The organism is Paenibacillus sp. P4_A9, assembly GCF_056402415.1.
Genome location: NZ_JBFUHL010000011.1, coordinates 104,175 through 125,855 on the forward strand (window position 1 = coordinate 104,175; position 21,681 = coordinate 125,855).

General features: G+C 44.8%; 23 protein-coding genes. 22 read left to right on the plus strand and 1 reads right to left on the minus strand.

The annotated features are described in order from the left end of the window. Nucleotides 1-32: 32 nt before the first annotated feature. From ftsY to AC1DVJ_RS11245, 14 genes are all read left to right on the plus strand, one after another. Nucleotides 33-1,022 carry a signal recognition particle-docking protein FtsY gene (ftsY, locus tag AC1DVJ_RS11180; RefSeq protein ID WP_477590701.1) on the plus strand — a complete coding sequence of 330 codons (990 nt, stop codon included), beginning with the start codon at nucleotides 33-35 and terminating at the stop codon, nucleotides 1,020-1,022. 81 nt (nucleotides 1,023-1,103) lie between these two features. After that, entirely contained in the window at nucleotides 1,104-1,454 is a 351-nt protein-coding gene (locus AC1DVJ_RS11185; RefSeq protein WP_477590703.1) for a putative DNA-binding protein, read from the plus strand. A 30-nt stretch (nucleotides 1,455-1,484) separates the two neighbouring features. Continuing rightward, the gene (gene ffh / locus AC1DVJ_RS11190) at nucleotides 1,485-2,843 is read left to right on the plus strand and encodes a signal recognition particle protein (protein WP_477590704.1); all 1,359 of its coding nucleotides are present in this window, start codon (nucleotides 1,485-1,487) and stop codon (nucleotides 2,841-2,843) included. 37 nt (nucleotides 2,844-2,880) lie between these two features. Further along, complete coding sequence (rpsP, locus tag AC1DVJ_RS11195; protein ID WP_028558245.1) at nucleotides 2,881-3,153, plus strand: 30S ribosomal protein S16; 273 nt, start codon at nucleotides 2,881-2,883, stop codon at nucleotides 3,151-3,153. Between the two features lie 26 nt (nucleotides 3,154-3,179). Then, nucleotides 3,180-3,410, plus strand: a complete 231-nt coding sequence (locus AC1DVJ_RS11200) for a KH domain-containing protein (RefSeq protein WP_028558246.1) — start codon at nucleotides 3,180-3,182, stop codon at nucleotides 3,408-3,410. An 82-nt stretch (nucleotides 3,411-3,492) separates the two neighbouring features. Then, a complete protein-coding gene (gene rimM / locus AC1DVJ_RS11205) occupies nucleotides 3,493-4,008 on the plus strand; it encodes a ribosome maturation factor RimM (RefSeq protein WP_477590706.1) in 516 nt (171 codons plus the stop codon). Next, nucleotides 4,005-4,775 carry a tRNA (guanosine(37)-N1)-methyltransferase TrmD gene (trmD, locus tag AC1DVJ_RS11210; RefSeq protein ID WP_477590707.1) on the plus strand — a complete coding sequence of 257 codons (771 nt, stop codon included), beginning with the start codon at nucleotides 4,005-4,007 and terminating at the stop codon, nucleotides 4,773-4,775. Before rimM ends, trmD begins: the two co-directional genes overlap by 4 nt. 167 nt (nucleotides 4,776-4,942) lie before the next feature. After that, nucleotides 4,943-5,284, plus strand: coding sequence for a 50S ribosomal protein L19 (gene rplS, locus AC1DVJ_RS11215; protein ID WP_028558249.1), 342 nt, complete (start codon nucleotides 4,943-4,945; stop codon nucleotides 5,282-5,284). Between the two features lie 101 nt (nucleotides 5,285-5,385). After that, nucleotides 5,386-5,997, plus strand: a complete 612-nt coding sequence (gene lepB, locus AC1DVJ_RS11220) for a signal peptidase I (RefSeq protein ID WP_477590709.1) — start codon at nucleotides 5,386-5,388, stop codon at nucleotides 5,995-5,997. An 11-nt stretch (nucleotides 5,998-6,008) separates the two neighbouring features. Then, on the plus strand, nucleotides 6,009-6,872 hold the full coding sequence (gene ylqF, locus AC1DVJ_RS11225; RefSeq protein WP_477590711.1) for a ribosome biogenesis GTPase YlqF: 864 nt from the start codon (nucleotides 6,009-6,011) through the stop codon (nucleotides 6,870-6,872). A gap of 136 nt (nucleotides 6,873-7,008) precedes the next feature. Further along, nucleotides 7,009-7,656 (plus strand): ribonuclease HII, encoded by a 648-nt coding sequence (locus AC1DVJ_RS11230; RefSeq protein ID WP_477590712.1) that lies wholly within the window; start codon nucleotides 7,009-7,011, stop codon nucleotides 7,654-7,656. A 73-nt stretch (nucleotides 7,657-7,729) separates the two neighbouring features. Further along, nucleotides 7,730-9,514, plus strand: coding sequence for a hypothetical protein (locus AC1DVJ_RS11235; protein WP_477590714.1), 1,785 nt, complete (start codon nucleotides 7,730-7,732; stop codon nucleotides 9,512-9,514). Continuing rightward, nucleotides 9,511-9,825, plus strand: a complete 315-nt coding sequence (locus AC1DVJ_RS11240; protein ID WP_477590716.1) for an EscU/YscU/HrcU family type III secretion system export apparatus switch protein — start codon at nucleotides 9,511-9,513, stop codon at nucleotides 9,823-9,825. The genes AC1DVJ_RS11235 and AC1DVJ_RS11240 overlap by 4 nt, the downstream gene beginning before the upstream one ends. Beyond that, nucleotides 9,826-10,206, plus strand: a complete 381-nt coding sequence (locus AC1DVJ_RS11245) for a YraN family protein (protein ID WP_477590718.1) — start codon at nucleotides 9,826-9,828, stop codon at nucleotides 10,204-10,206. A 93-nt stretch (nucleotides 10,207-10,299) separates the two neighbouring features. Here AC1DVJ_RS11245 and AC1DVJ_RS11250 read toward each other — a convergent pair whose 3' ends face one another. Further along, entirely contained in the window at nucleotides 10,300-11,871 is a 1,572-nt protein-coding gene (locus AC1DVJ_RS11250; RefSeq protein ID WP_477590736.1) for a YifB family Mg chelatase-like AAA ATPase, read from the minus strand. A gap of 192 nt (nucleotides 11,872-12,063) precedes the next feature. Between AC1DVJ_RS11250 and AC1DVJ_RS11255 the strand changes: the two genes are divergently transcribed. The 8 genes from AC1DVJ_RS11255 to hslU form a co-directional block, all read left to right on the plus strand. After that, a complete protein-coding gene (locus AC1DVJ_RS11255) occupies nucleotides 12,064-12,321 on the plus strand; it encodes a hypothetical protein (protein ID WP_056624884.1) in 258 nt (85 codons plus the stop codon). A 291-nt stretch (nucleotides 12,322-12,612) separates the two neighbouring features. Then, a complete protein-coding gene (gene sucC, locus AC1DVJ_RS11260) occupies nucleotides 12,613-13,773 on the plus strand; it encodes an ADP-forming succinate--CoA ligase subunit beta (protein ID WP_477590720.1) in 1,161 nt (386 codons plus the stop codon). Between the two features lie 48 nt (nucleotides 13,774-13,821). Then, nucleotides 13,822-14,754: a succinate--CoA ligase subunit alpha gene (gene sucD, locus AC1DVJ_RS11265; RefSeq protein ID WP_477590722.1), complete on the plus strand. Its 933-nt coding sequence runs from the start codon at nucleotides 13,822-13,824 to the stop codon at nucleotides 14,752-14,754. 114 nt (nucleotides 14,755-14,868) lie between these two features. Beyond that, nucleotides 14,869-15,960, plus strand: a complete 1,092-nt coding sequence (gene dprA, locus AC1DVJ_RS11270) for a DNA-processing protein DprA (protein ID WP_477590723.1) — start codon at nucleotides 14,869-14,871, stop codon at nucleotides 15,958-15,960. Between the two features lie 71 nt (nucleotides 15,961-16,031). Then, nucleotides 16,032-18,137: a type I DNA topoisomerase gene (gene topA, locus AC1DVJ_RS11275; protein WP_477590724.1), complete on the plus strand. Its 2,106-nt coding sequence runs from the start codon at nucleotides 16,032-16,034 to the stop codon at nucleotides 18,135-18,137. A 12-nt stretch (nucleotides 18,138-18,149) separates the two neighbouring features. Beyond that, a complete protein-coding gene (gene trmFO, locus AC1DVJ_RS11280; RefSeq protein ID WP_477590726.1) occupies nucleotides 18,150-19,466 on the plus strand; it encodes an FADH(2)-oxidizing methylenetetrahydrofolate--tRNA-(uracil(54)-C(5))-methyltransferase TrmFO in 1,317 nt (438 codons plus the stop codon). A gap of 202 nt (nucleotides 19,467-19,668) precedes the next feature. Continuing rightward, nucleotides 19,669-20,223 carry an ATP-dependent protease subunit HslV gene (gene hslV, locus AC1DVJ_RS11285; RefSeq protein ID WP_477590727.1) on the plus strand — a complete coding sequence of 185 codons (555 nt, stop codon included), beginning with the start codon at nucleotides 19,669-19,671 and terminating at the stop codon, nucleotides 20,221-20,223. Between the two features lie 87 nt (nucleotides 20,224-20,310). Further along, a partial coding sequence (gene hslU / locus AC1DVJ_RS11290; RefSeq protein WP_477590729.1) for an ATP-dependent protease ATPase subunit HslU occupies nucleotides 20,311-21,681 on the plus strand: 1,371 nt, incomplete at its 3' end.

A 21,681-nucleotide genomic window follows, 5' to 3' on the forward strand; every position in this document is an offset into this window, starting at 1 on the left:
AATGAAATCAAAGGATTCATTTAGGAGGAACTATGAGTTTTTTTAAACGATTGAAAGATAGTATTTCGGGTAAGGCCGAGGCGGTAACGAATAAATTTAAGGAAGGTTTAACGAAAACGCGTGATGCATTCGTGAACCGTGTCGATGATTTATTTAGCCGTCGTAAGAAAATAGATGAAGATTTTTACGAAGAACTGGAAGAAATTCTAATTGGCGCAGACGTTGGCGTGAATACGGTTCTGAAGTTGATTGATGAGCTTCGTGCTGAGGTTAAAAAACGTAAAATCGAAGATCCAGCCGAGCTTCAGCCTATTCTTTCAGAGAAATTGATTGAGTTGCTGAAAGGGGATGCTGATGCGGGGCTGAATATTAATCCCAATGGCCTAACAGTAATCCTGTTCGTTGGTGTAAATGGTGTAGGCAAGACGACGACAATCGGTAAAATGGCCCATATGTTCAAATCTCAAGGTAAAAAAGTGCTAATGGCAGCTGGTGATACGTTCCGTGCTGGCGCAATAGAGCAACTTGAAACTTGGGGAGAACGCGTTGGTGTTGACGTGATTAAACAACAATCCGGCGCAGATCCTGCCGCGGTTATGTACGATGCTGTACAGGCGGCTAAAACGCGCGGTGTTGATATCCTTTTGTGTGATACAGCGGGTCGCTTGCAGAATAAAGTGAACCTGATGGAGGAGCTTAACAAAATCTATCGTGTTATCCAACGCGAAGTACCTGACGCACCCCATGAAGTTATTCTCGTTCTAGATGCAACGACGGGACAAAATGCCCTCAGCCAAGCCAAGCTTTTTGGTGATAAAACAGGTCTTACGGGCTTAGTATTATCCAAATTGGATGGAACAGCCAAGGGTGGAATTGTTGTGGCGATTCGTCAGGAACTCTCACTTCCGGTTAAATTTGTAGGACTTGGCGAGAAAATGGATGACCTGYAGCCGTTCGATTCCGAGCAGTTTGTCCATGCGCTTTTTGGCAAATGGATAGGCGAACAGACTGACAAGGTCTAATGCTTGACAATCATCTTGGAATTCAGTATGATAGGTTCTGTTGTGCTGCTGTCAAGTGTGCAACCTTTACGGAGGTAGATTATGACTGTCGATCCTTTGTTGGAGAAAACGAATCGCATTAACCTGCTGTTTGATTTCTATGAACCATTGTTGACCGATAAGCAGCGAACCTTCCTTGAACTGTATTTCCATGATGATTACTCCCTCGGGGAGATTGCTGAGAACTTCACGATTAGCCGTCAAGCGGTCTATGAACATATCAAGCGTGCCGAAGTGACACTGCAGGAATATGAGAGTAAGTTAAAGCTGCTACATAAGCACGAACAACGCATGAAGCTGCGTCAAGACTTGGTTGTTGGATTGAATGACTGTGATCCGGCGCTAAAGAGGAAAGTGACTGAGCTTTTTGATACAATAGTAGGCATGGATTGAAACCATTGGTGGAAGCAGGAGGTGAAGCGCATGGCATTTGAAGGATTAGCAAACCGATTGCAGAATGTGTTCGGCAAGCTGAGAAGCAAAGGTAAGCTGACGGAAGAAGATGTAGGCGAAGCGCTTCGCGAGGTACGATTGGCACTGCTTGAAGCGGACGTTAACTTTAAAGTCGTCAAAGACTTTATTGCGAAGGTGAAAGAACAAGCGATTGGCGTAGATGTTCTCAAATCTTTTACACCAGGCATGGTTGTTATCGATATCGTGAACAAAGAGCTTACTGCCCTCATGGGTGGCACACAAAGTAAGCTAGCACGTTCGAATCGACCGCCAACGGTTATTATGATGGCAGGTTTACAGGGGGCAGGTAAAACAACAACCTCAGGTAAATTAGCTAAAATGTTATTGAAACAGAATCACAGACCGCTTCTTGTTGCGTGTGATATATATCGTCCCGCGGCGATTAAGCAGTTGGAAGTGCTTGGCGAACAGCTGAAGGTACCGGTTTTCTCCTTAGGTGATAAAGTGAATCCTGTTGAGATTGCGAAAGCAGGTCTTCAACACGCGAAGGATAACGGCAATGACTATGTGATTATTGATACAGCAGGGCGCTTGCACATTGATGAAAACCTCATGGACGAGCTCAAAAATGTCCGTGAAGTAACAAGTCCTGATGAGATTTTGCTAGTCGTCGATGCAATGACGGGGCAGGATGCTGTCAATGTTGCAGAAAGCTTCCACCAACAACTTGAATTAACAGGCGTAGTGTTAACCAAACTAGATGGAGATACGCGCGGTGGTGCTGCGTTATCCGTCAAAGCGGTAACGGGTTGTCCGATCAAGTTCGTGGCTAGCGGTGAGAAAATGGATGCGTTAGAGCCATTTTACCCTGACCGTATGGCATCAAGAATTCTCGGCATGGGCGATATGCTCTCCTTAATTGAGAAGGCGCAAGCCGGTATCGATATGGATAAGGCGAAAGAGATGGAGCGCAAAATGCGCAACGCTGAATTCACCTTCGAGGATTTCATTGAACAGATGGAGCAAGTGAAGAAGATGGGTCCTCTTGACCAAATTCTTGAGATGCTGCCTGGTGCGAACAAGATTAAAGGCATGAAGGATATGAAGGTTGACGAGAAGCAGATGGCTCGCGTGGAAGCGATCGTGAAGTCCATGACGACTGAAGAGAAGCGTAAACCAGAGTTACTGAATGCGAATCGTCGCAAACGGATTGCAGCGGGTAGCGGGAATTCAGTGCAGGAAGTCAATCGATTCATTAAGCAATTCGATGATATGCGCAAAATGATGAAGCAATTCTCAGGTATGATGGGGCCGAAAGGCGCCAAAGGCATGAAGAAGTTAGGCAAGGGATTTAAATTCCCCTTTTAAATAATGGTGTTTATTCTAAGTAGGAGGTGATTTTTCAATGGCAGTACGTATTCGTCTTAAACGTGTAGGCGCTCATAAAGCTCCTTTTTACCGTGTCGTGGTTTCGGATTCCCGTTCCCCGCGTGATGGTCGTTTTATCGAAGAAATCGGTACTTATAATCCAATTGCTGAACCAGCAGCTGTGGTTCTTGATGAGGAAAAAGCGCTTAAATGGCTTCAAACTGGCGCTCAACCGTCCGATACAGTTCGCAGCCTGTTCTCAAAAGCAGGTTTGATGACTAAGTTTCACGAGCTGAAATTACAGAAGTAATCTGTTATCTTTCGGAGGGTGGGTTCATGAAGGATCTTATCACCGTAATTGCTAAGGCTCTTGTCGATCATCCGGAAGAGGTACGTGTCGCTGTGGTGGAGAAAGAGGACAAGATCGAGTACAGGCTTTCAGTTCATCCCGACGATGTCGGAAAAGTAATTGGCAAGCAAGGCAAGATTGCGAAGTCGCTCCGCACGGTAGTCACGTCGGCAGCTGTGAAAGAAACGAAACGGGTAGCCGTTGAAATCGTTTCATAAGAAATGAGGTTAGGATTTATTCCTAGCCTTTTTTCGCATATGGAGAAGAAGGTAATTTAATGTGGAGGTTGGGCAAGCGCATATGACGGAGAAATTAGTGACGGTTGGTAAAGTCGTAAATAGCCACGGGATACGTGGAGAGCTTAAAATAGTACCGGAAACGGATTTTCCTGAACGATTTGATGTAGGTAATACGTTAATCATTGTGGACTCTCAAAATAAGCAAACGCCGGTGACGGTGAAAACGTCCCGCTTACATAAGAACGTGTTTATCGTATTGTTTGATCAATTCTCGAACATTAACGATGTTGAGAAATATAAAGGCTCTCTTTTGAAAATTGAAGCTAAGAATCAAAAGCCACTCGAAGAGGGAGAATATTATTATCACGAAATCATTGGTTGCAAAGTCGTTACGGAAGAAGACCAAGAATTAGGTTTGATTTCTGAAGTGCTGACACCAGGTGCGAATGATGTGTGGGTTGTTTCGTTGCCAAAAGGAAAACAGCTTTTGCTTCCGGTTATCGATGATGTCATCCTAAAGGTGGATATTCCTAACAAAACGATTCGGATTCATCTAATGGAAGGGTTATTGGAATGAAAATTGATGTCTTAACCTTGTTCCCAGAAATGTTTGAGGGCGTGTTTTCATCTAGTATTCTAGGGAAAGCGCGTGATAAGGGAATCGTTTCGCTGAGCACGGTTAATTTTCGGGATTATTCCACGAACAAGCATAATACAGTCGACGATTACCCATACGGTGGCGGCGGGGGCATGGTACTCAAGCCTGAACCGATCTTTGGAGCAGTCGAAGATTTGCCGACTCATCAGACAGCTGAGGGAGAAGCGGTGAAGCCGCGTGTCATTCTGTTATGTCCACAAGGGGAAACCTTCACGCAGAAGAAAGCGGAAGAACTAGCTGGCGAAGAGCATCTTGTATTTATTTGCGGTCACTATGAGGGCTATGATGAACGGATTAGACAGCATCTAGTGACGGACGAGCTGTCCGTCGGTGATTATGTGCTAACTGGCGGTGAAATACCTGCTATGGTCATTATAGATAGCGTAGTGAGGCTCTTACCAGGGGTACTCGGGAATGAGATGTCCGCAGTGACGGATTCTTTCTCAACAGGGCTTTTGGAGTATCCTCATTATACGCGGCCTGCCAAGTTCAGAGATTGGGAAGTTCCAGAAATGCTTCTATCGGGCCATCATGCTAATGTGAAAAAATGGCGGCTTAAAGAGTCGTTAATCCGAACCTTAGAACGTAGACCAGATTTACTCGAGGGCAGAGTTTTATCTAAAGAGGAAAAGGTCTGGGTAGCGGAATGGCATAAGCAAAAGCAAGAACAGGAAATAAACAAGTGAAATGTGTCCTCGGAAACTTCTCTATTGAATTAATCCTTGGACTATGGTAATATATATTCTGTTGTGATTTTTTCAATAGTTCGAGTCTGGTGGTCCTCTACGCATAACAACTTAGATGTACTAACTATTAGCGGAATGAACACCTGTGTGGAAGGAGGGAGTCAACTATGAATCTTATTCAAGAGATTACGAAAGAGCAACTCCGTACGGATATTCCTAATTTCCGTCCAGGAGACACACTTAAAGTACACGTAAAAGTTATCGAGGGTACACGTGAGCGTATTCAGCTGTTCGAAGGTGTTGTTATTAAACGCCACGGCGGTGGAATCAGCGAAACGTTTACAGTTCGTAAAATTTCTTACGGTGTGGGTGTGGAAAGAACTTTCCCATTCCATTCTCCGAAGATTGACAAGATTGAAGTGGCTCGCCGTGGTAAAGTTCGTCGTGCGAAACTTTATTATTTGCGTGGTCTTCGTGGTAAAGCAGCAAGAATTAAAGAAATTCGATAGTAAAATGGGGGGCTTGTTCAGTCAAGTCTCCTTTTCATTTTTTCTGTACATACTAGGATATAAAAGAGATAAAACCAAAACTGGAAGCGAGGCCGTCAGTGATGGAAGAGAATGATCAAATGCAACCCAATCAGCCAATCAATGCTACCCAAGCAACGATTGTGAAAGCAAAAAGTGAAACATGGGAATGGATTAAAGCGTTAGTAATTGCAGGTGTACTTGTCATTATTATTCGTTGGTTCCTTTTCTCCCCATTTATTGTAGATGGAGATTCGATGCATCCGAATTTCTTTACGGGTGAGCGACTGATCGTTAATAAAATTGTGTATGATATTCGTGATCCTAAACGAGGCGAAGTCATCGTATTTCATGCTCCTGAAGGTAAAGATTATATCAAACGTGTCATCGCGCTTCCTGGGGAAACTGTAAAGGTAGCTGGCGATAAGGTGTATATAAACGGCGAAGAAATGCACGAGAAGTACATCCAGGACGCAATTGATCAAGCTGTTAAAGAAGGACATCCTTATAACACATTGTTGGATTTCCCTGAAACAAAAGTACCGGAAGGCGAGATTTTTGCCATGGGCGATAATCGACCGAATTCCAAAGATAGTCGAACGAAAAGTGTTGGCTTTGTGCCTTACAATAAAATCGTTGGCCGTGCAGAAGTTATCTTCTGGCCGATGAATAAAATTAGTTTCATACATTTTTGAGGTGAAGAGAAATGACCATTCAATGGTTTCCCGGTCACATGACCAAGGCTCGCAGACAGATCGAGGAAAAGCTTAAACTGATTGACGTCGTGATTGAGCTCTTGGATGCCCGCATCCCGCTTTCCAGCCGGAACCCGATGGTTGATGAGATTTTAAAAGGTAAGCCGCGTCTCGTATTGCTTAACAAGAATGACCTAGCTGATCCACAAGTGACGGCAGAATGGGTAAAATATTTCGCGGATCAAGGCTTACCTGCCTTGCCGATTGACGCTGCGAACGGAACGCATGTCAAGGAAATTTTGCCAAGAGTCAAACAGCTTTGGGCCCATAAAATCGAGACGATGCTGCGCAAAGGTATTAATCCACGTGCAATCAGAGCACTCATTGTTGGGATTCCGAATGTGGGTAAGTCAACGCTGATCAATCAGTTGGCAGGCAAGAAAATTGCTGCAACCGGGGATAAGCCAGGTGTGACAAAAGGTCAGCAATGGATCAAAGTCGGTACCGAAATGGATCTGTTGGATACGCCGGGGATTTTGTGGCCAAAATTCGAGGATCAGATGGTTGGCATGCGTTTGGCTGCAACTGGGGCAATCAAGGAAGAACTGCTGCATTTGGATGACGTAGCTTTGTTTACGATTAAATATATGGTTCAGCATTATGGAGCCGGTATCCAAGAGCGCTTCGGTGTTCAGGAGCTTCCAGATGATATGGATAATATTCAGGAAATGGTGAAGGTCATGGAGGCGATCGGGCGTAAGCGCGGCGCAATTATGAGCGGGGGTAAAGTTGATTTGGACAAAGCTTCCCTCATCATTATTCGTGATCTGAGAGCCGGTAAAATGGGCCGTATTTCCTTGGAAAGACCTTTTTAATCAAACAAATCAGGAAGAACCTGAGGCCTTGGCCTTGGGTTTTTCTTTTTGTACCGGATAGGACGTAGTAAAAAATGGGTCTGGCTTGACGAAGCGCCGTTCCTTTATAATGAAGTGATGGAAAGGGGCGGATATTGTGTTAGAACATGAGAAAGACATATGGCAGCAAGGTTTCACGGCAATAGCAGGAATTGATGAGGTTGGTCGCGGGTGTTTATTTGGGGATGTGGTGGCTGCTGCTGTTATTCTTCCGATGGGGCATGTTCTTGAAGGGGTCAACGATTCCAAAAAGCTGTCGGAAAAGAAGCGAGAGCTCCTTTTTGATCAGATTATGGATGAGGCCATCTCGGTTGGCATTGGCATTGTTAATGTTGAAGGCATAGAAGCATTAAATATCAAGCAGGCATCGAGATTAGCGATGAAAATAGCTGTTGAGAAGCTACAAATTGTACCGGATTATTTACTTGTTGATGCAGAGAATGTGGACGTAGATTTACCTCAATCAGCCATTATTCATGGGGATGCGTTAAGTCAGTCGATAGCAGCGGCTTCGATTATTGCCAAAGTGACGAGAGATCGCATGTGTGCGGAGTGGGACGAGCAGTATCCAGAGTATGGACTTGCTGTACATAAAGGTTATGCCACGAAACATCATAGAGAGATGCTTTTGAGATATGGCCCTACATCGTTACACCGGAAATTATTTATTCGTAAAATTATGGCGCAGCTCGAAGCACAAGAGAACGAATTGCAATTGGAACAATTAGTGTTAGACCTGATCTAACATTCTAATGTAACGAAACGGTCATTAAACGCCGATAATATACATACGTGTAATCAGATTTGAGGTGAGCATTTTGAATATTAGTAGTTTAATTCGTAACCTGGTTGGGGATTTAACAGCAGCTGATCCAAAGACGCTCGAATTAAAGGTTGGACAAATTGTCAAAGGCGTTGTGCTTCAGCTCCTAAGTGACCAAGAAGCACTAGTGAATATAGGTGGTACGCTAGTTCGTGCAAAACTGGAAACACCGCTTAAGCAAGGTGATGTGACAATGCTGCAGGTTCAGCCCGAATCAAAAGGCGGTCAAATTTTGCTAAAGCCGCTAGTTTCTTCGGATGTGCAGATTACAGATGACTCACTTGGTGAGCTTCTTAAAGCTTTTGAAGTGAAGGATACAGCGGGCAATCGTCAAATGGTCCAGCAATTACAGCAGGAAGGCGTTCCTGTGTCCAAGGAAAATGTGAAGGCATTTGAGACTGTGATGCGTGAGATGCCACAGGGTACCAATAAAGCAGAGTGGCTTCAAGCGGCCGTGCTTGCTTCGAAGAAGGGGCTGCCGCTTACGCCTACAATAGTGGACGCTTTAAAGCAAGTAACAACCGGCCCTTCGGCGGGCCAGGTGTTGGAAAAGCTCGAGCAGCAGGCTACGGCGCTGCTTGAGCAAGACCCGACACACCCTGCGGCGGAAACCGCCAAGCAGGTTGTGTCGCTGTTGAAAGAGCTGCGCGCTACGGCCGCAGCTGTGCGCCCTGCGGAGCTGGCTGCGCCAGGCTCCGCCGCGGACGAGCCTGCGGCTGCGTCGCCGCAGGTGTCTAGCCCACCAGCTGCTTGGCAGGCTGGTGGCAGTAACGCGGCTGCAGGCGGAGCCTCTCCCGCGCTGGCTGCGCAGCCGGCAGCGGCACCGGTGGCCGCCTCGGCGAAGCCGGCGGCACTGCAGGAGGCTCAGGCGCGCAGCGCTGAGCCTGTGAAGCAAGGCGAACCGCTGCAAGCGGGTTCGCCAGCACCCTTGCCTGCGCAAGTCCCCCCTGCGAAGCAGGAGGGGGGGCCAGCCCCTAAAGAAGCGCAAGCAAGTGCGCCTCTCGCCCCACCCAAAGCTGATCCAGAAACGAACTGGATCAGCCGGATGCTCAAAGCCGTTGGCGTAGAGCATGAATCTACTCTTGCCGCGAAGCTTGACGAGCGCGGCAATCCTATGCCTGTGCGCCAACAAGCCACAGATAACGCCTTTTCGCTCATCAATGCCAACGCGCCTGATCAACAAGGTGAGATAGTTAAGTCAACAACGGAAACGCTGAAAAGCCTTTTGCTTCAACTTACAGCATCCGATGATATACCTGCACCACTGAAAGAAGCAGCGCAGCAAGCTGTCAGTCAAATTACTGGGCAGCAGTTAATGCTAACGAATGACAAGAATGCGATGTTTACGCAGATGACCATGTTTGTCCCTTTTTTGGACAGTTCAGGTCAGCAAACGGCAGCTATTCATATTCAATCCCGCAAAGGAAGCCGTGGCGAGGTAGATGCAAGCAACTGTCGGCTTTTGTTTGATCTACAAATGAAGGTCATGGGCAATACTTTGCTCGATGTTCAAGTCGTTAACAAAATTGTTTCGTTGAACATTCATAATGATCATCCAGCTTTAGCAGGGTTGATGGAGTCGTCCAAAGAAGAAATTGCAGCTGCCATGAACAGTGTCGGCTATCAGTTCATCTCATTAAAATGTTCGCCTTATCCAAAACCTCTTGAAGTTCAGGAGGGTAAAGAAGAGGCAGCAAAAATAGGTTCTTTGGATGGACGCGTTGATTTGAGTGAGCTTTATCGACCTAGAACCTATAAAGGGGTTGATGTTCGCGCATGAGCCCACCCAAAAAAGCACCCGAGGAATCGCAGCTAACTCCGATAAAAAAGGCGGTAGCGCTTCGCTATTCACCAGAAGCACAGAAAGCCCCAACCCTCATTGCCAAAGGGAAAGGGCATATGGCAGAAGCCATTTTACAAAAAGCGAAGGAAAATGGCATTCCGATTCAAGAGGATAAGTCGTTAGTTGAGGTTTTATCAAAGCTTGATCTTGATCAAGAAATTCCTCCTGAGCTTTATCAATTAGTAGCTGAAGTACTTAGTTTTATTTATCGGTCCGATCAACGGATGAGACCTTCGAGGCATGATTAGATGAGTATAATTCCGCCTAAAGATGATCGTAAACTGTTGGGGAGAAAGGGCGAAGAACTGGCGTTCGACTACCTGTTTGAGCAGGAGTACCAGATTATCGAGCGAAATTGGCGCTGTCGTTCTGGTGAGATAGATATCATCGCCGAGAAAGCGAATAAACTCATTTTCGTTGAGGTTCGAACAAGACGTCCTTCTAGCCGATTCGGTACTGCCAAAGAGTCCGTGGACTACCGCAAACAGGCGAAGATCCGAGACATTGCACAATTTTATTTGCATCGTTATCAGAAATACGAGCAGTCTATTCAATTCGATGTCATCACAGTGGAAATGTCCGACATTAACGCGGAACCTCAGATCGTACATATACAAAGAGCCTTTTGACGGTCATTTACCATAATGACGAATCAAGAGGCTTTTATTTTTAAGCAAGATTTTTCGTTTAGTTCAGCTCAGTCCAGGTCAGATCAGGTCAAATCAAATCTCAATCTCTTCAATACGTTGGTTTTTATCCAGATTTCGATATTGGATGGCTTCCGCTAGATGAGAAGGGTGAATACGATCACAACCGTCTAAGTCCGAAATTGTGAGTGCGAGCCGTAGGATCCGATCATGCGCTCGTGCACTGAGTCCCAATGCCTCGAACGAAACCCGCAGTAGCTGATCCCCTTCAGGTGTTAATCGGCAAATTTCCCGCATCAATCTACCGCTTAATTCATTATTATGTTGAATGTCGGTTCCTACGTAACGTTTCTGTTGTCGTAAATGGGCTTGCATCACTTTAGCTCGCATTTCGCTGGAGGATAAATTTGAGGCATTGTCTTTTAATTGGGCATAGCTTGGTTTAGGGACTTCAACATGGAGATCGATTCGGTCGAGAAGTGGGCCTGAGATTTTGGAGCGATAGTGAACGATCCTAGCGGGACTGCAGATGCAAGCGTTAGCCTCCGTTTCGGCACCATAATAACCACATGGACATGGGTTCATAGCGGCTGCCAAAATAAAATGAGAAGGAAATGTATATACGGCTCTTGCTCTAGCAATCATGACGTAGCGATCCTCAAGTGGTTGCCTGAGAACTTCGAGTGCGTTTCGTGTAAACTCTGGAAGCTCGTCTAGGAAAAGGATCCCACGATGAGATAAGCTCACTTCACCAGGCTTGGGGATCGTTCCTCCGCCAACGAGGCCAGCAGCAGAGATGGAGTGGTGCGGGGCACGGAATGATCTTGCGCGCATCAGTGTGGAGCGATCCGTCAATTTACCGGAGGCGCTGTAGATCTTCGTAACCTCTAGAGCCTCACGGTCAGTCATAGGTGGAAGAATGGAAGGAAGACGCTTGATAAGCATCGTCTTTCCAGTCCCTGGCGGACCAAGGAGGATCAAATTATGCATGCCTGCTGCAGCGATCATCATGGCACGCTTAACCTGATGCTGTCCATTGACATCGGCATAATCTTCAACATAATTAGACTGCTTATTGATTGTAATAGATGGCTCATTTGATTCGCGGTCAGCAATCTGATAGATAAATTCCTGATACGAACTTTTGTTCCAATTTTTGAAATCAGAAAGATTCGTTATGACACATACCTCAACACCCTCAATTAATGCCGCTTCAGGCGCGTTCACAGTTGACAAGCAAACTCTCCTAATACCCACCTTTTTGGCCGCATGGACCATCGACAACACACCAGGGATAGGACGAAGAGAACCGTCTAAAGCAAGTTCACCTAGAAATAATGTGGTTGGATAGCCTTCTAAATGAACTTGTCCAGTAGTGATGAGAATGCCTACCGCAATGGCAAGATCGAAGGACGACCCTTCCTTACGTAAATCAGCAGGAGCGAGATTAACGGTAATCCGGTCCATAGGGAACGTGAACCCACAGTTTTTAATTGAAGAACGAACTCGTTCCACGGATTCTCGAATCGCTGAGTCTGGTAGACCAACAAGATTAATCTGAGGTAGGCCGCTTGAAATATCAACCTCGACTTCGATCGGTCTTCCCTCAATCCCTTGTAAACAAGCGCTCATGACTTTGCCATACATAAAAACACCTTCTTCTCCATTGAAATCACAGTTGCAATAACTGAGTTCGAATTGGATAAAAGGTGCTTCCTCATTGATCCGATTAATTTCTTTTATTATAATCACAATTGGTAAAATTACGCAAATATTGTCGAGAGGTGTTCACGTTTTAAAAATGTGCGACATGCACATACTGGAAGATGAGGTGATGATATGCAAGAAAAACCATATTTTTGTCCCAATTGCCGGTCAAATCGTATTAAATTTAATGTAATTACGAGCTATTCGCAGTCATTTTTAAAGGACGCATTATCTGGGAATATAACTGAATTCCATGATCCAGGCGTCATTCCTGAGCCTGAACCAACGATTCAGTGCTTGATCTGCAACTTTTCTGCGAATGAAATGCGTTTTATTAAGCAAGCAGAGCGTGAACCTCGGGTCAACACAACACCAACTTCGTTCTATTAACCAAGTTGAAGCATGACGTATTTTTCATTACATGAGAAATACGTTTTTTTATTTGTTGCGTGAGTCGAGTGATAGCTAAAGTTTTTCAGTGTGAAAGGAAAATTTGAATGGATTAACGAAAAAAATAAAGAAACTGTCGAAAATAATGTGATACAATGGTTAGGGCTTGCGAAGAAGTGTGATACTAATTCCGGTAGCAAGATATATTCTCGTGCACAACGTCAATTGGAAATTACACTTTTCCCTGTATAGCACGTATAGAAAGTCCATACTGATAGGAGGATTTAGGAAATGAATATCCATGAGTACCAAGGCAAAGAACTCCTGAGACAGTACGGAGTCAGCGTTCCTAACGGAAAGGTTGCTTTTACCGTTGATGAAGCAGTTGAAGCGGCAAAAGAACTTGGAACATCCGTCGTCGTAGTAAAGGCACAAATTCATGCCGGAGGTCGCGGTAAAGCAGGCGGCGTTAAGGTTGCTAAGAGCCTCGAGGAAGTTCGTACATATGCTAGCGAAATTCTAGGTAAAGTGCTTGTCACTCACCAAACTGGTCCAGAAGGTAAAGAAGTTAAACGCCTTTTGATCGAAGAGGGCTGTGACATTAAGAAAGAATATTACGTAGGTGTTGTTGTTGACCGTACAACAGGTGGCGTCGTTATGATGGCTTCTGAAGAGGGCGGTACGGAAATTGAAGAAGTAGCTGAACATTCTCCTGAGAAAATTTTCAAAGAAGTTGTTGACCCAGCAATCGGTCTTCAATCTTTCCAAGCACGTAGACTTGCTCACGCAATCAATATCCCGAATGAGCTTGTAAACAAAGCAGTTAAGTTCATGCTTGCTCTGTACAAAGCATTCGTTGAGAAGGACGCTTCCATTGCTGAAATCAACCCATTGGTTGTAACAGGCTCTGGTGACGTTATGGCACTTGATGCGAAATTAAACTTCGATTCTAACGCTCTTTTCCGTCACAAAGACATCGTTGAGCTTCGTGACCTAGAAGAAGAAGATGCGAAAGAAATCCAAGCTTCCAAATATGACCTGAGCTACATCGCTCTTGATGGTAACATCGGTTGTATGGTTAACGGCGCTGGACTTGCTATGGCCACTATGGACATTATCAAGCACTACGGCGGAGACCCTGCTAACTTCCTAGACGTAGGGGGCGGTGCTACGAAAGAGAAAGTTACTGAAGCTTTCAAAATCATCTTGTCTGATGAGCAAGTAAAAGGGATTTTCGTTAACATTTTCGGCGGTATCATGCGTTGTGACGTAATTGCTGAAGGTGTTGTAGCTGCTGCTAGAGAGCTAGGACTATCCCGTCCGCTTGTTGTTCGTCTTGAAGGAACTAATGTTGAGCTTGGTAAAAAGCTGCTTAACGAATCCGGCTTGAACATTGTTGCTGCTGATTCTATGGCAGACGGCGCTCAAAAAATCGTTGCACTTGTTAAATAATCAAACCGGTGCGGTTTGAAAACTATATAGGGATGTGAACATTCGATCATGAGTATTTTGGTCAATAAACATACAAAAGTCATTACTCAAGGGATTACCGGCGCTACGGGTTTGTTTCATACCAAAGGCGGTCTGGACTACGGCACGCAAATGGTGGGTGGCGTAACTCCTGGTAAAGGCGGAACAACTGTAGATATTACTTTGGAAAATGGTGAGCTTGTTAAATTGCCAGTTTTCAACACAGTTGTTGAAGCGAAAAAAGTAACTGGTGCTACGGCATCCGTTATCTATGTACCACCAGCTTTTGCTGCAGAATCCATCATCGAAGCGATTGAAGCTGAGCTTGAATTGGTTATCTGTATTACAGAAGGTATTCCAGTTCTTGATATGGTACGTGTTAAACGCTACCTTGAAGGTAAAAATACCGTTCTTATCGGACCAAACTGTCCAGGTGTTATCACACCAGGAGAGTGCAAAATCGGTATCATGCCAGGTTACATTCATACACCAGGTCACGTAGGTGTTGTTTCGCGTTCCGGAACATTGACTTACGAGGCTGTTCACCAATTGACAACACGCGGAATTGGACAATCCTCCGCAGTTGGTATCGGTGGAGATCCAGTTAAAGGATCCGAGTTTATCGACATCCTTAAACGTTTTAACGAAGATCCAGATACGTACGCTGTTATCATGATCGGTGAAATCGGCGGAACGGCTGAAGAAGAAGCAGCGGAGTGGGTAGCGGCGAACATGACAAAACCAGTTGTTGGCTTCATCGGCGGTAAAACAGCGCCTCCAGGAAAACGTATGGGCCATGCTGGTGCCATTATTTCCGGTGGTAAAGGTACTGCAGCTGAGAAAGTTGCAACTATGGAAAGATGCGGTATCCGTGTAGCGGCTACACCATCCGAAATGGGTTCAACACTTGTTAGCGTACTTGAAGAAAAAGGTTTACTGGATACAGTTATCACAAAAAAATAAGCTTCGTTTCACGAAGGTAAGCAACCTTCCATTTCCCTTAATTGGGATTTGGGAGGTTTTTTTATTTTTATCCAATGCATAGATTTGTCATTCATGGAAGGAGTGTATATACTAATGGATAATCGCAACTGTTTAATTGGTTTACATGAGCTTGAGGGGGTAGGGTGGAAAACGATTCACCAGCTCTTAAGTCGATTCCCTGAACCTAGCGTATTATTGGCGTTATCGGCAGCAGAAATCGCTTCATTTGGGATTCGTGCTTCGATAGCAGAACTAATTTCGACACGACTGACACCTGCTTTTATTGAACAAAAGCTACGTGTATATAAAAGTCAAGCGATTCAGATTGTAACTCGTTTCGACGAGGGGTATCCCGCTATTCTAAAGGAAATTGCGCAGCCTCCTTGGGTTTTATATGTGAAAGGCGATCCTTCGTTTTTAAAGGGTCACTTACTTGGTATGGTAGGTACGCGAACACCAACGCTGTACGGGAAGAAAATCGCCGAAGAGTGGGCAGCTTCACTTTCGAGAGCAGGATTTGGGATTGTAAGCGGGCTAGCAAGAGGAATCGATAGCAAAGCTCATATTGGTGCACTGCAAGGGAAGTCGAAAACAGTGGCTGTGCTTGGATGTGCGATCAATATGATATACCCGCGAGAGAATGCGCTGTTATATCGTAACATTGAGCAGGAAGGTGTCATTATTTCGGAATACCCGATTGGCACTGGTATGCACCCTGGTATGTTTCCACAGAGGAATCGTATTATTGCTGGGTTATCTCTGGGCGTTACGGTAGTGGAAGCGGCTGAGGATAGTGGATCACTGATCACTGTTGCGTTTGCCGTAGATGCCTCGCGCGATGTCTTCGCTGTTCCAGGACCCATTAATTCTCGACAAAGCAGCGGTGTTCACAAGCTTCTGAAGGATGGCGCGAAATTAGTCACCAGTGCCCAGGAGATTGTCGAAGATTATAAACACATGATAAATCTGGATGAATTAAATGTTGCATTTAAGCCAGAACCGACTTTCATTCTATCCGAGGATGAAGTCGAAATTGTTCGAAAGTTGTCAGATGCACCGATCTCAATTGACACTTTATTAGAAGACAGTCAATTTACGTTTGGACATTTGCATGCAGTTCTGTTATCTTTGGTATTGAAAAAGGCGATTAAACAGCTTCCGGGTTCAACATACATTCGAGCATAGGCTATTCACGAAGTTTTGCTTCTCGCCAAGTAAACTTTACCTTGAAACCAAGAGGGGAGGAAGGACGAACCATGGCAGATTCGTTAGTCATTGTTGAGTCACCAGCAAAAGCCAAAACCATCGGCAAATATTTAGGCAGTAAGTTCATCGTAAAAGCATCGATGGGTCATATTCGCGACCTTCCGAAAAGCCAAATTGGCGTAGAAGTCGATAATAACTTTGAGCCTAAATACATAACAATACGTGGAAAAGGTTCTATCCTTAAAGAACTAAAAGACGCAAGCAAAAAAGTAAAAAAAATATATCTGGCGGCGGATCCGGATCGTGAAGGTGAAGCGATCGCCTGGCATTTAGCACACTATTTGTCTGTTGGTCCTGATGAGCTATGCCGTGTTGTATTTAATGAGATTACGAAGGAAGCCGTCAAGGATGCCTTCAAAACGCCTCGGCGCATCAATCAAGATTTGGTGAATGCCCAGCAGGCGCGTCGGATTTTGGATCGTCTTGTTGGTTACAAAATCAGTCCTTTGCTTTGGAAAAAAGTGAAGAAAGGGCTATCAGCAGGTCGTGTACAATCCGTAGCGGTTAAATTAATCCAAGATCGCGAGAACGAAATTAAGGCGTTTGAACCAGAAGAGTACTGGTCAATAACTGCTGTTCTTGATGCGGGTAAAACCGTATTTGAAGCCAAGTATCATAGCCACAATGGTGAGAAAAAAGAGCTGCATTCACAAGAAGATGTCGATTTGATTCTTGCTGCAATGGGTAACGATGCGTTTATTGTGAAAGAAGTGAAAGAGAAAGAACGTCAGCGTAATCCTTCCCCTCCTTTTATTACAAGCTCCATGCAACAGGAAGCAGCGCGAAAACTTAATTTCCGTGCATCCAAAACTATGTCTGTGGCGCAGCAATTATATGAAGGTATCGATTTAGGCAAAGAAGGTACCGTCGGTTTAATTACGTATATGCGTACGGATTCTACGCGGATTTCTCCTATTGCCCAAGAAGAAGCCAAAGAATTTATTATGACCAAATACGGCCCAACCTTCTATCCTGAGACGCCTCGTCAGTATCTGAAGAAAAATGCGAATGCCCAAGATGCGCATGAAGGGATCAGGCCGACTTCTGTACTTCGTGAACCTGAGCAAATGAAAGCGTTCTTGAGTAAAGATCAGTTCCGATTGTACAAGCTGGTCTGGGATCGCTTTGTTGCGAGTCAAATGGCATCTGCTATTCTGGACACAATGACGATCGATTTACATGCGGGAGAAACGATTTTTAGAGCGAATGGCTCTAAAATGAAGTTTGCTGGCTTTATGAAGGTGTATGTCGAAAGTAATGATGACGGCACGACAGAAGAGGATAAGTTACTGCCACCACTGTCCAAGGGCGATACGTTGTCAAAGCAAAGCGTGGAACCGAAGCAGCACTTTACGCAACCGCCTCCAAGGTATACAGAAGCACGTTTAGTACGTGCGCTTGAGGAAATGGGTATTGGGCGACCAAGTACTTACGCACCTACACTAGAAACGATTCAGAAGCGTGGCTATGTGGCAATCGAAGAAAAGAAATTCGTGCCAACGGAGCTAGGTGAGCTTGTCATACAATTAATGCAGGAATTTTTCCCGGAAATTCTGGACATCGAGTTTACGGCTCATATGGAAGAAGAACTAGACTTTGTTGAAGAGGGGAAAGAGGATTGGGTCAGAGTATTGGATACCTTCTACACTTCCTTTGAAAAGCGCTTAGAGTTTGCTGAAGAGGAAATGAAAGAAATTGAAATCCAGGATGAAGTTTCGGATGAGATTTGTGAGAAATGCGGGAAGCACCTTGTCTATAAAATGGGGCGCTTCGGTAAATTCCTAGCTTGCTCAGGTTTCCCTGACTGCCGGAATACGAAACCAATCATTAAGGATATAGGAGTCACATGCCCAACATGCCACTCGGGTAAGATTGTTGAACGAAGAAGTAAAAAGGGRCGAGTTTTTTACGGGTGCGACCAGTATCCAACCTGTGATTTTGTTTCTTKGGATAAACCCGTTAATAAGCCGTGTCCAGCTTGCAGCTCGATGATGATTGAGAAGCGAAGCAAAAATGGCGTAACGATACAATGTACACAATGTGATCACAAGGAAGAAGTTGAAGATTCCGATCACACAGATGATATGAAAGATTAGAGGTGTCTGATTTTGCCGGAAAATCAAAGAGTAACAGTCATCGGCGCAGGATTGGCAGGCAGTGAAGCCGCGTGGCAAATTGCCCGTCAAGGCGTGCCTGTTACTTTATATGAAATGCGTAACAAACGAAAAACACCTGCACACATGACAGATCAGTTCGCTGAACTCGTATGCAGTAACTCACTACGTTCCAATGGCCTCACGAATGCCGTTGGTGTTTTAAAAGAAGAGATGAGACGTATGGACTCTCTCATTCTATCTTGCGCTGACGAGCATGCAGTACCTGCTGGTGGAGCATTAGCGGTTGACCGTGATGGCTTCTCTCAAGCAGTGACCAATACGTTGCGCAATCACCCATTAATTGAGGTTCGCAATGAAGAGCTTCAAACGCTTCCTGATGGGATCACGGTGGTAGCTACAGGGCCGCTGACATCGCCAGATTTAGCTGCAGAGCTCAAAGCATTAATGGGTGAAGAGTATTTATACTTCTATGATGCTGCAGCACCGATTGTAGAGAAAGATTCAATCGATATGAATAAGGTATATTTGGCTTCTCGTTATGATAAAGGAGAGGCTGCATACCTGAACTGTCCAATGACAGAAGAAGAGTTTAATGTATTCTATGAGGCTCTAATTACAGCTGAAGTTGCAGAATTAAAGGAATTCGAGAAAGAAATCTATTTTGAGGGTTGTATGCCTTTAGAAGTTATGGCTAAACGCGGTAAACAAACGGTTTTATTCGGACCTATGAAGCCAGTAGGCTTAATTAACCCGCATACGGGTAAAATGCCACATGCTGTCGTGCAGCTTCGTCAAGATAATGCAGCAGGTACCTTATACAACCTAGTTGGCTTCCAAACGCATTTGAAATGGGGAGAGCAAAAGCGCGTACTTCAGCTTATCCCTGGGCTAGAGCAAGCGGAGTTCGTCCGTTATGGCGTTATGCATCGCAACACATTTATTAACTCACCTAAGCTACTTGAGCCGACTTATCAATACAAACGTCGTGAGAATCTATTCTTTGCGGGTCAAATGACGGGTGTAGAAGGGTATGTAGAATCTGCTGCTTCTGGTTTGATTGCTGGGCTTAATGCAGGTCGTATGGCGAAAGGCCAAGATTGCGTGATCTTGCCTGCTGAAACGACTTTAGGGAGTATGGCACAATACATTACAACAGCAGACTTCAAACATTTCCAACCGATGAATGCAAACTTTGGACTTCTTCCTGCACTGCCAGAGCGTATTCGTAATAAAAAAGAAAAATACGAAAAGTTGGCTAACCGTGCTTTAGAGAGTATTCAGAATTTTGTGAAAACACCTGTTGAATAAGTTGTAATGAGTTGATTCACTATGTTACTATAAATTAATCTTTTATTGCATTTTTCATTCGTTTGATCATACATTTACCTCTAGATGCGGTCTTCTCGACAGACAGGACCTCGCTAGAGGTTTCTCTCATTTTTGTGACCCATACCTTACGCATGGTGAGGTCTCTTTCGTGGATATGATTCTTATAGAGGGGTGAATCGAAATGGAAACCAATCAAGCAACATTTCATGCGACAACAATATTTGCGATCCGTCATCAAGGCAAGGGAGCTATAGCTGGCGACGGTCAAGTGACATTTGGTAATAGTATGATCATGAAAAGCACGGCCAAAAAAGTACGGCGTTTACATAGAGGGAAAGTCATAGCTGGTTTCGCCGGATCCGTTGCTGATGCGATAACACTCTTTGAGAAATTTGAAGGGAAGCTGGAAGAGCACCATGGCAACCTTCAGCGGGCTGCAGTTGAGCTAACCAAGGATTGGCGACAAGATCGTGTGCTCCGCAGGCTGGAAGCTATGATGATTGTAATGGATGCCTCTGGACTTCTGCTGCTCTCAGGTAATGGGGAAGTCATTGAACCGGATGATGGCATTTTGGCGATTGGTTCTGGCGGGAGCTTCGCTCTAGCGGCGGGTAGAGCGTTACATCGACATGCCCCTCAACTAAGTGCGAAGGAAATCGCTCATGCGGCGTTGACGACAGCAGCTGAAATTTGTGTGTTTACCAACCATAATATTATTGTTGAAGAAATTGAATAGACCAGAACGTATGTTTCTGTATAGAATCACACACACGCTCTCAATTGATCAATTGGCTTTAGCCTAAATTTAAGGAGGGTACTACATATGGCAAACAGCTCCCTTACACCTAAACAAATTGTCCATGAATTAGACCGATACATTGTGGGGCAGAAGAAAGCTAAGAAATCCGTTGCGATCGCTTTGCGAAATCGATATCGGAGAAATCTTGTCGATGAAAGCATGAGAGATGAAATTGTGCCGAAAAACATTCTCATGATTGGACCTACAGGAGTTGGGAAAACGGAAATTGCTCGTAGACTTGCGAAGCTGGTCGGCGCACCTTTTATTAAAGTAGAAGCAACCAAATTTACAGAAGTCGGCTATGTTGGCCGTGATGTGGAATCGATGGTACGCGACTTGATTGAGACAGCCGTACGTATGGTCAAAGCAGAACGTATGGAGAAGGTTAAGGATCGTGCTGAGAAGCTTGCTAATGAGCGATTGGTGTCTTTGCTTGCACCGAGCCCAACTCGTGCCAAAACACAACGTAACCCGCTTGAGATGCTGTTTGGCGGGCAAAACAAAGAAGAGCAAGAAGAGACGACGTCTGATCCCAATCTGGCTTCTAAAAGAGCTCAAGTCGCCGAACAATTATCCAATGGTAAATTAGAGAACGATCACGTTGAGATAGAGGTAGAAGACACGGCGCCTTCTATGCTTGATATGTTTGGCGGTCAAGGCAATGAACAAGCCGGCATGAATATGCAAGAAATGTTAGGCAGTCTCATCCCGAAAAAGACGAAAAAGCGGAAATTGCAAGTCAAAGAAGCTAGAAAAGTGTTGATACAAGAAGAAGCGCAGAAATTAATTGATATGGATGATGTTATCCAGGAATCGATTAACCGTGCAGAGCAAAGCGGCATTATATTTATTGATGAAATTGATAAAATCGCAAGCAGCCGCGGCGGCGGCAGCGGACCGGATATTTCGCGAGAGGGTGTACAGCGAGATATTTTACCTATTGTTGAGGGTTCCACGGTAGTAACTAAATATGGACCTGTTAAAACAGACTATGTGTTATTCATTGGGGCTGGGGCGTTCCATATTGCAAAGCCATCTGATCTCATTCCAGAGCTTCAAGGCAGATTCCCTATCCGTGTTGAACTAAGTGATTTAACATTAGAGGATTTTGTATCTATACTAACAGAGCCTAAGAATGCTTTGACCAAACAATACACAGCTTTATTACAAACTGAAGGTATAACTGTTGAGTTTGCGGAGGAAGCTATTCATGAAATTGCTCGAATTGCAGTTGAAGTAAATCAACAAACCRAAAATATCGGAGCTCGACGATTACATACGATTTTAGAAAAATTGCTGGAAGATTTGTCCTTTGAAGCACCAGAAATCACATTAGAGTCCATTGTGATCAATCCAGCTTATGTACGCGAGAAGCTAAGCAGTATTGTTCAGAAT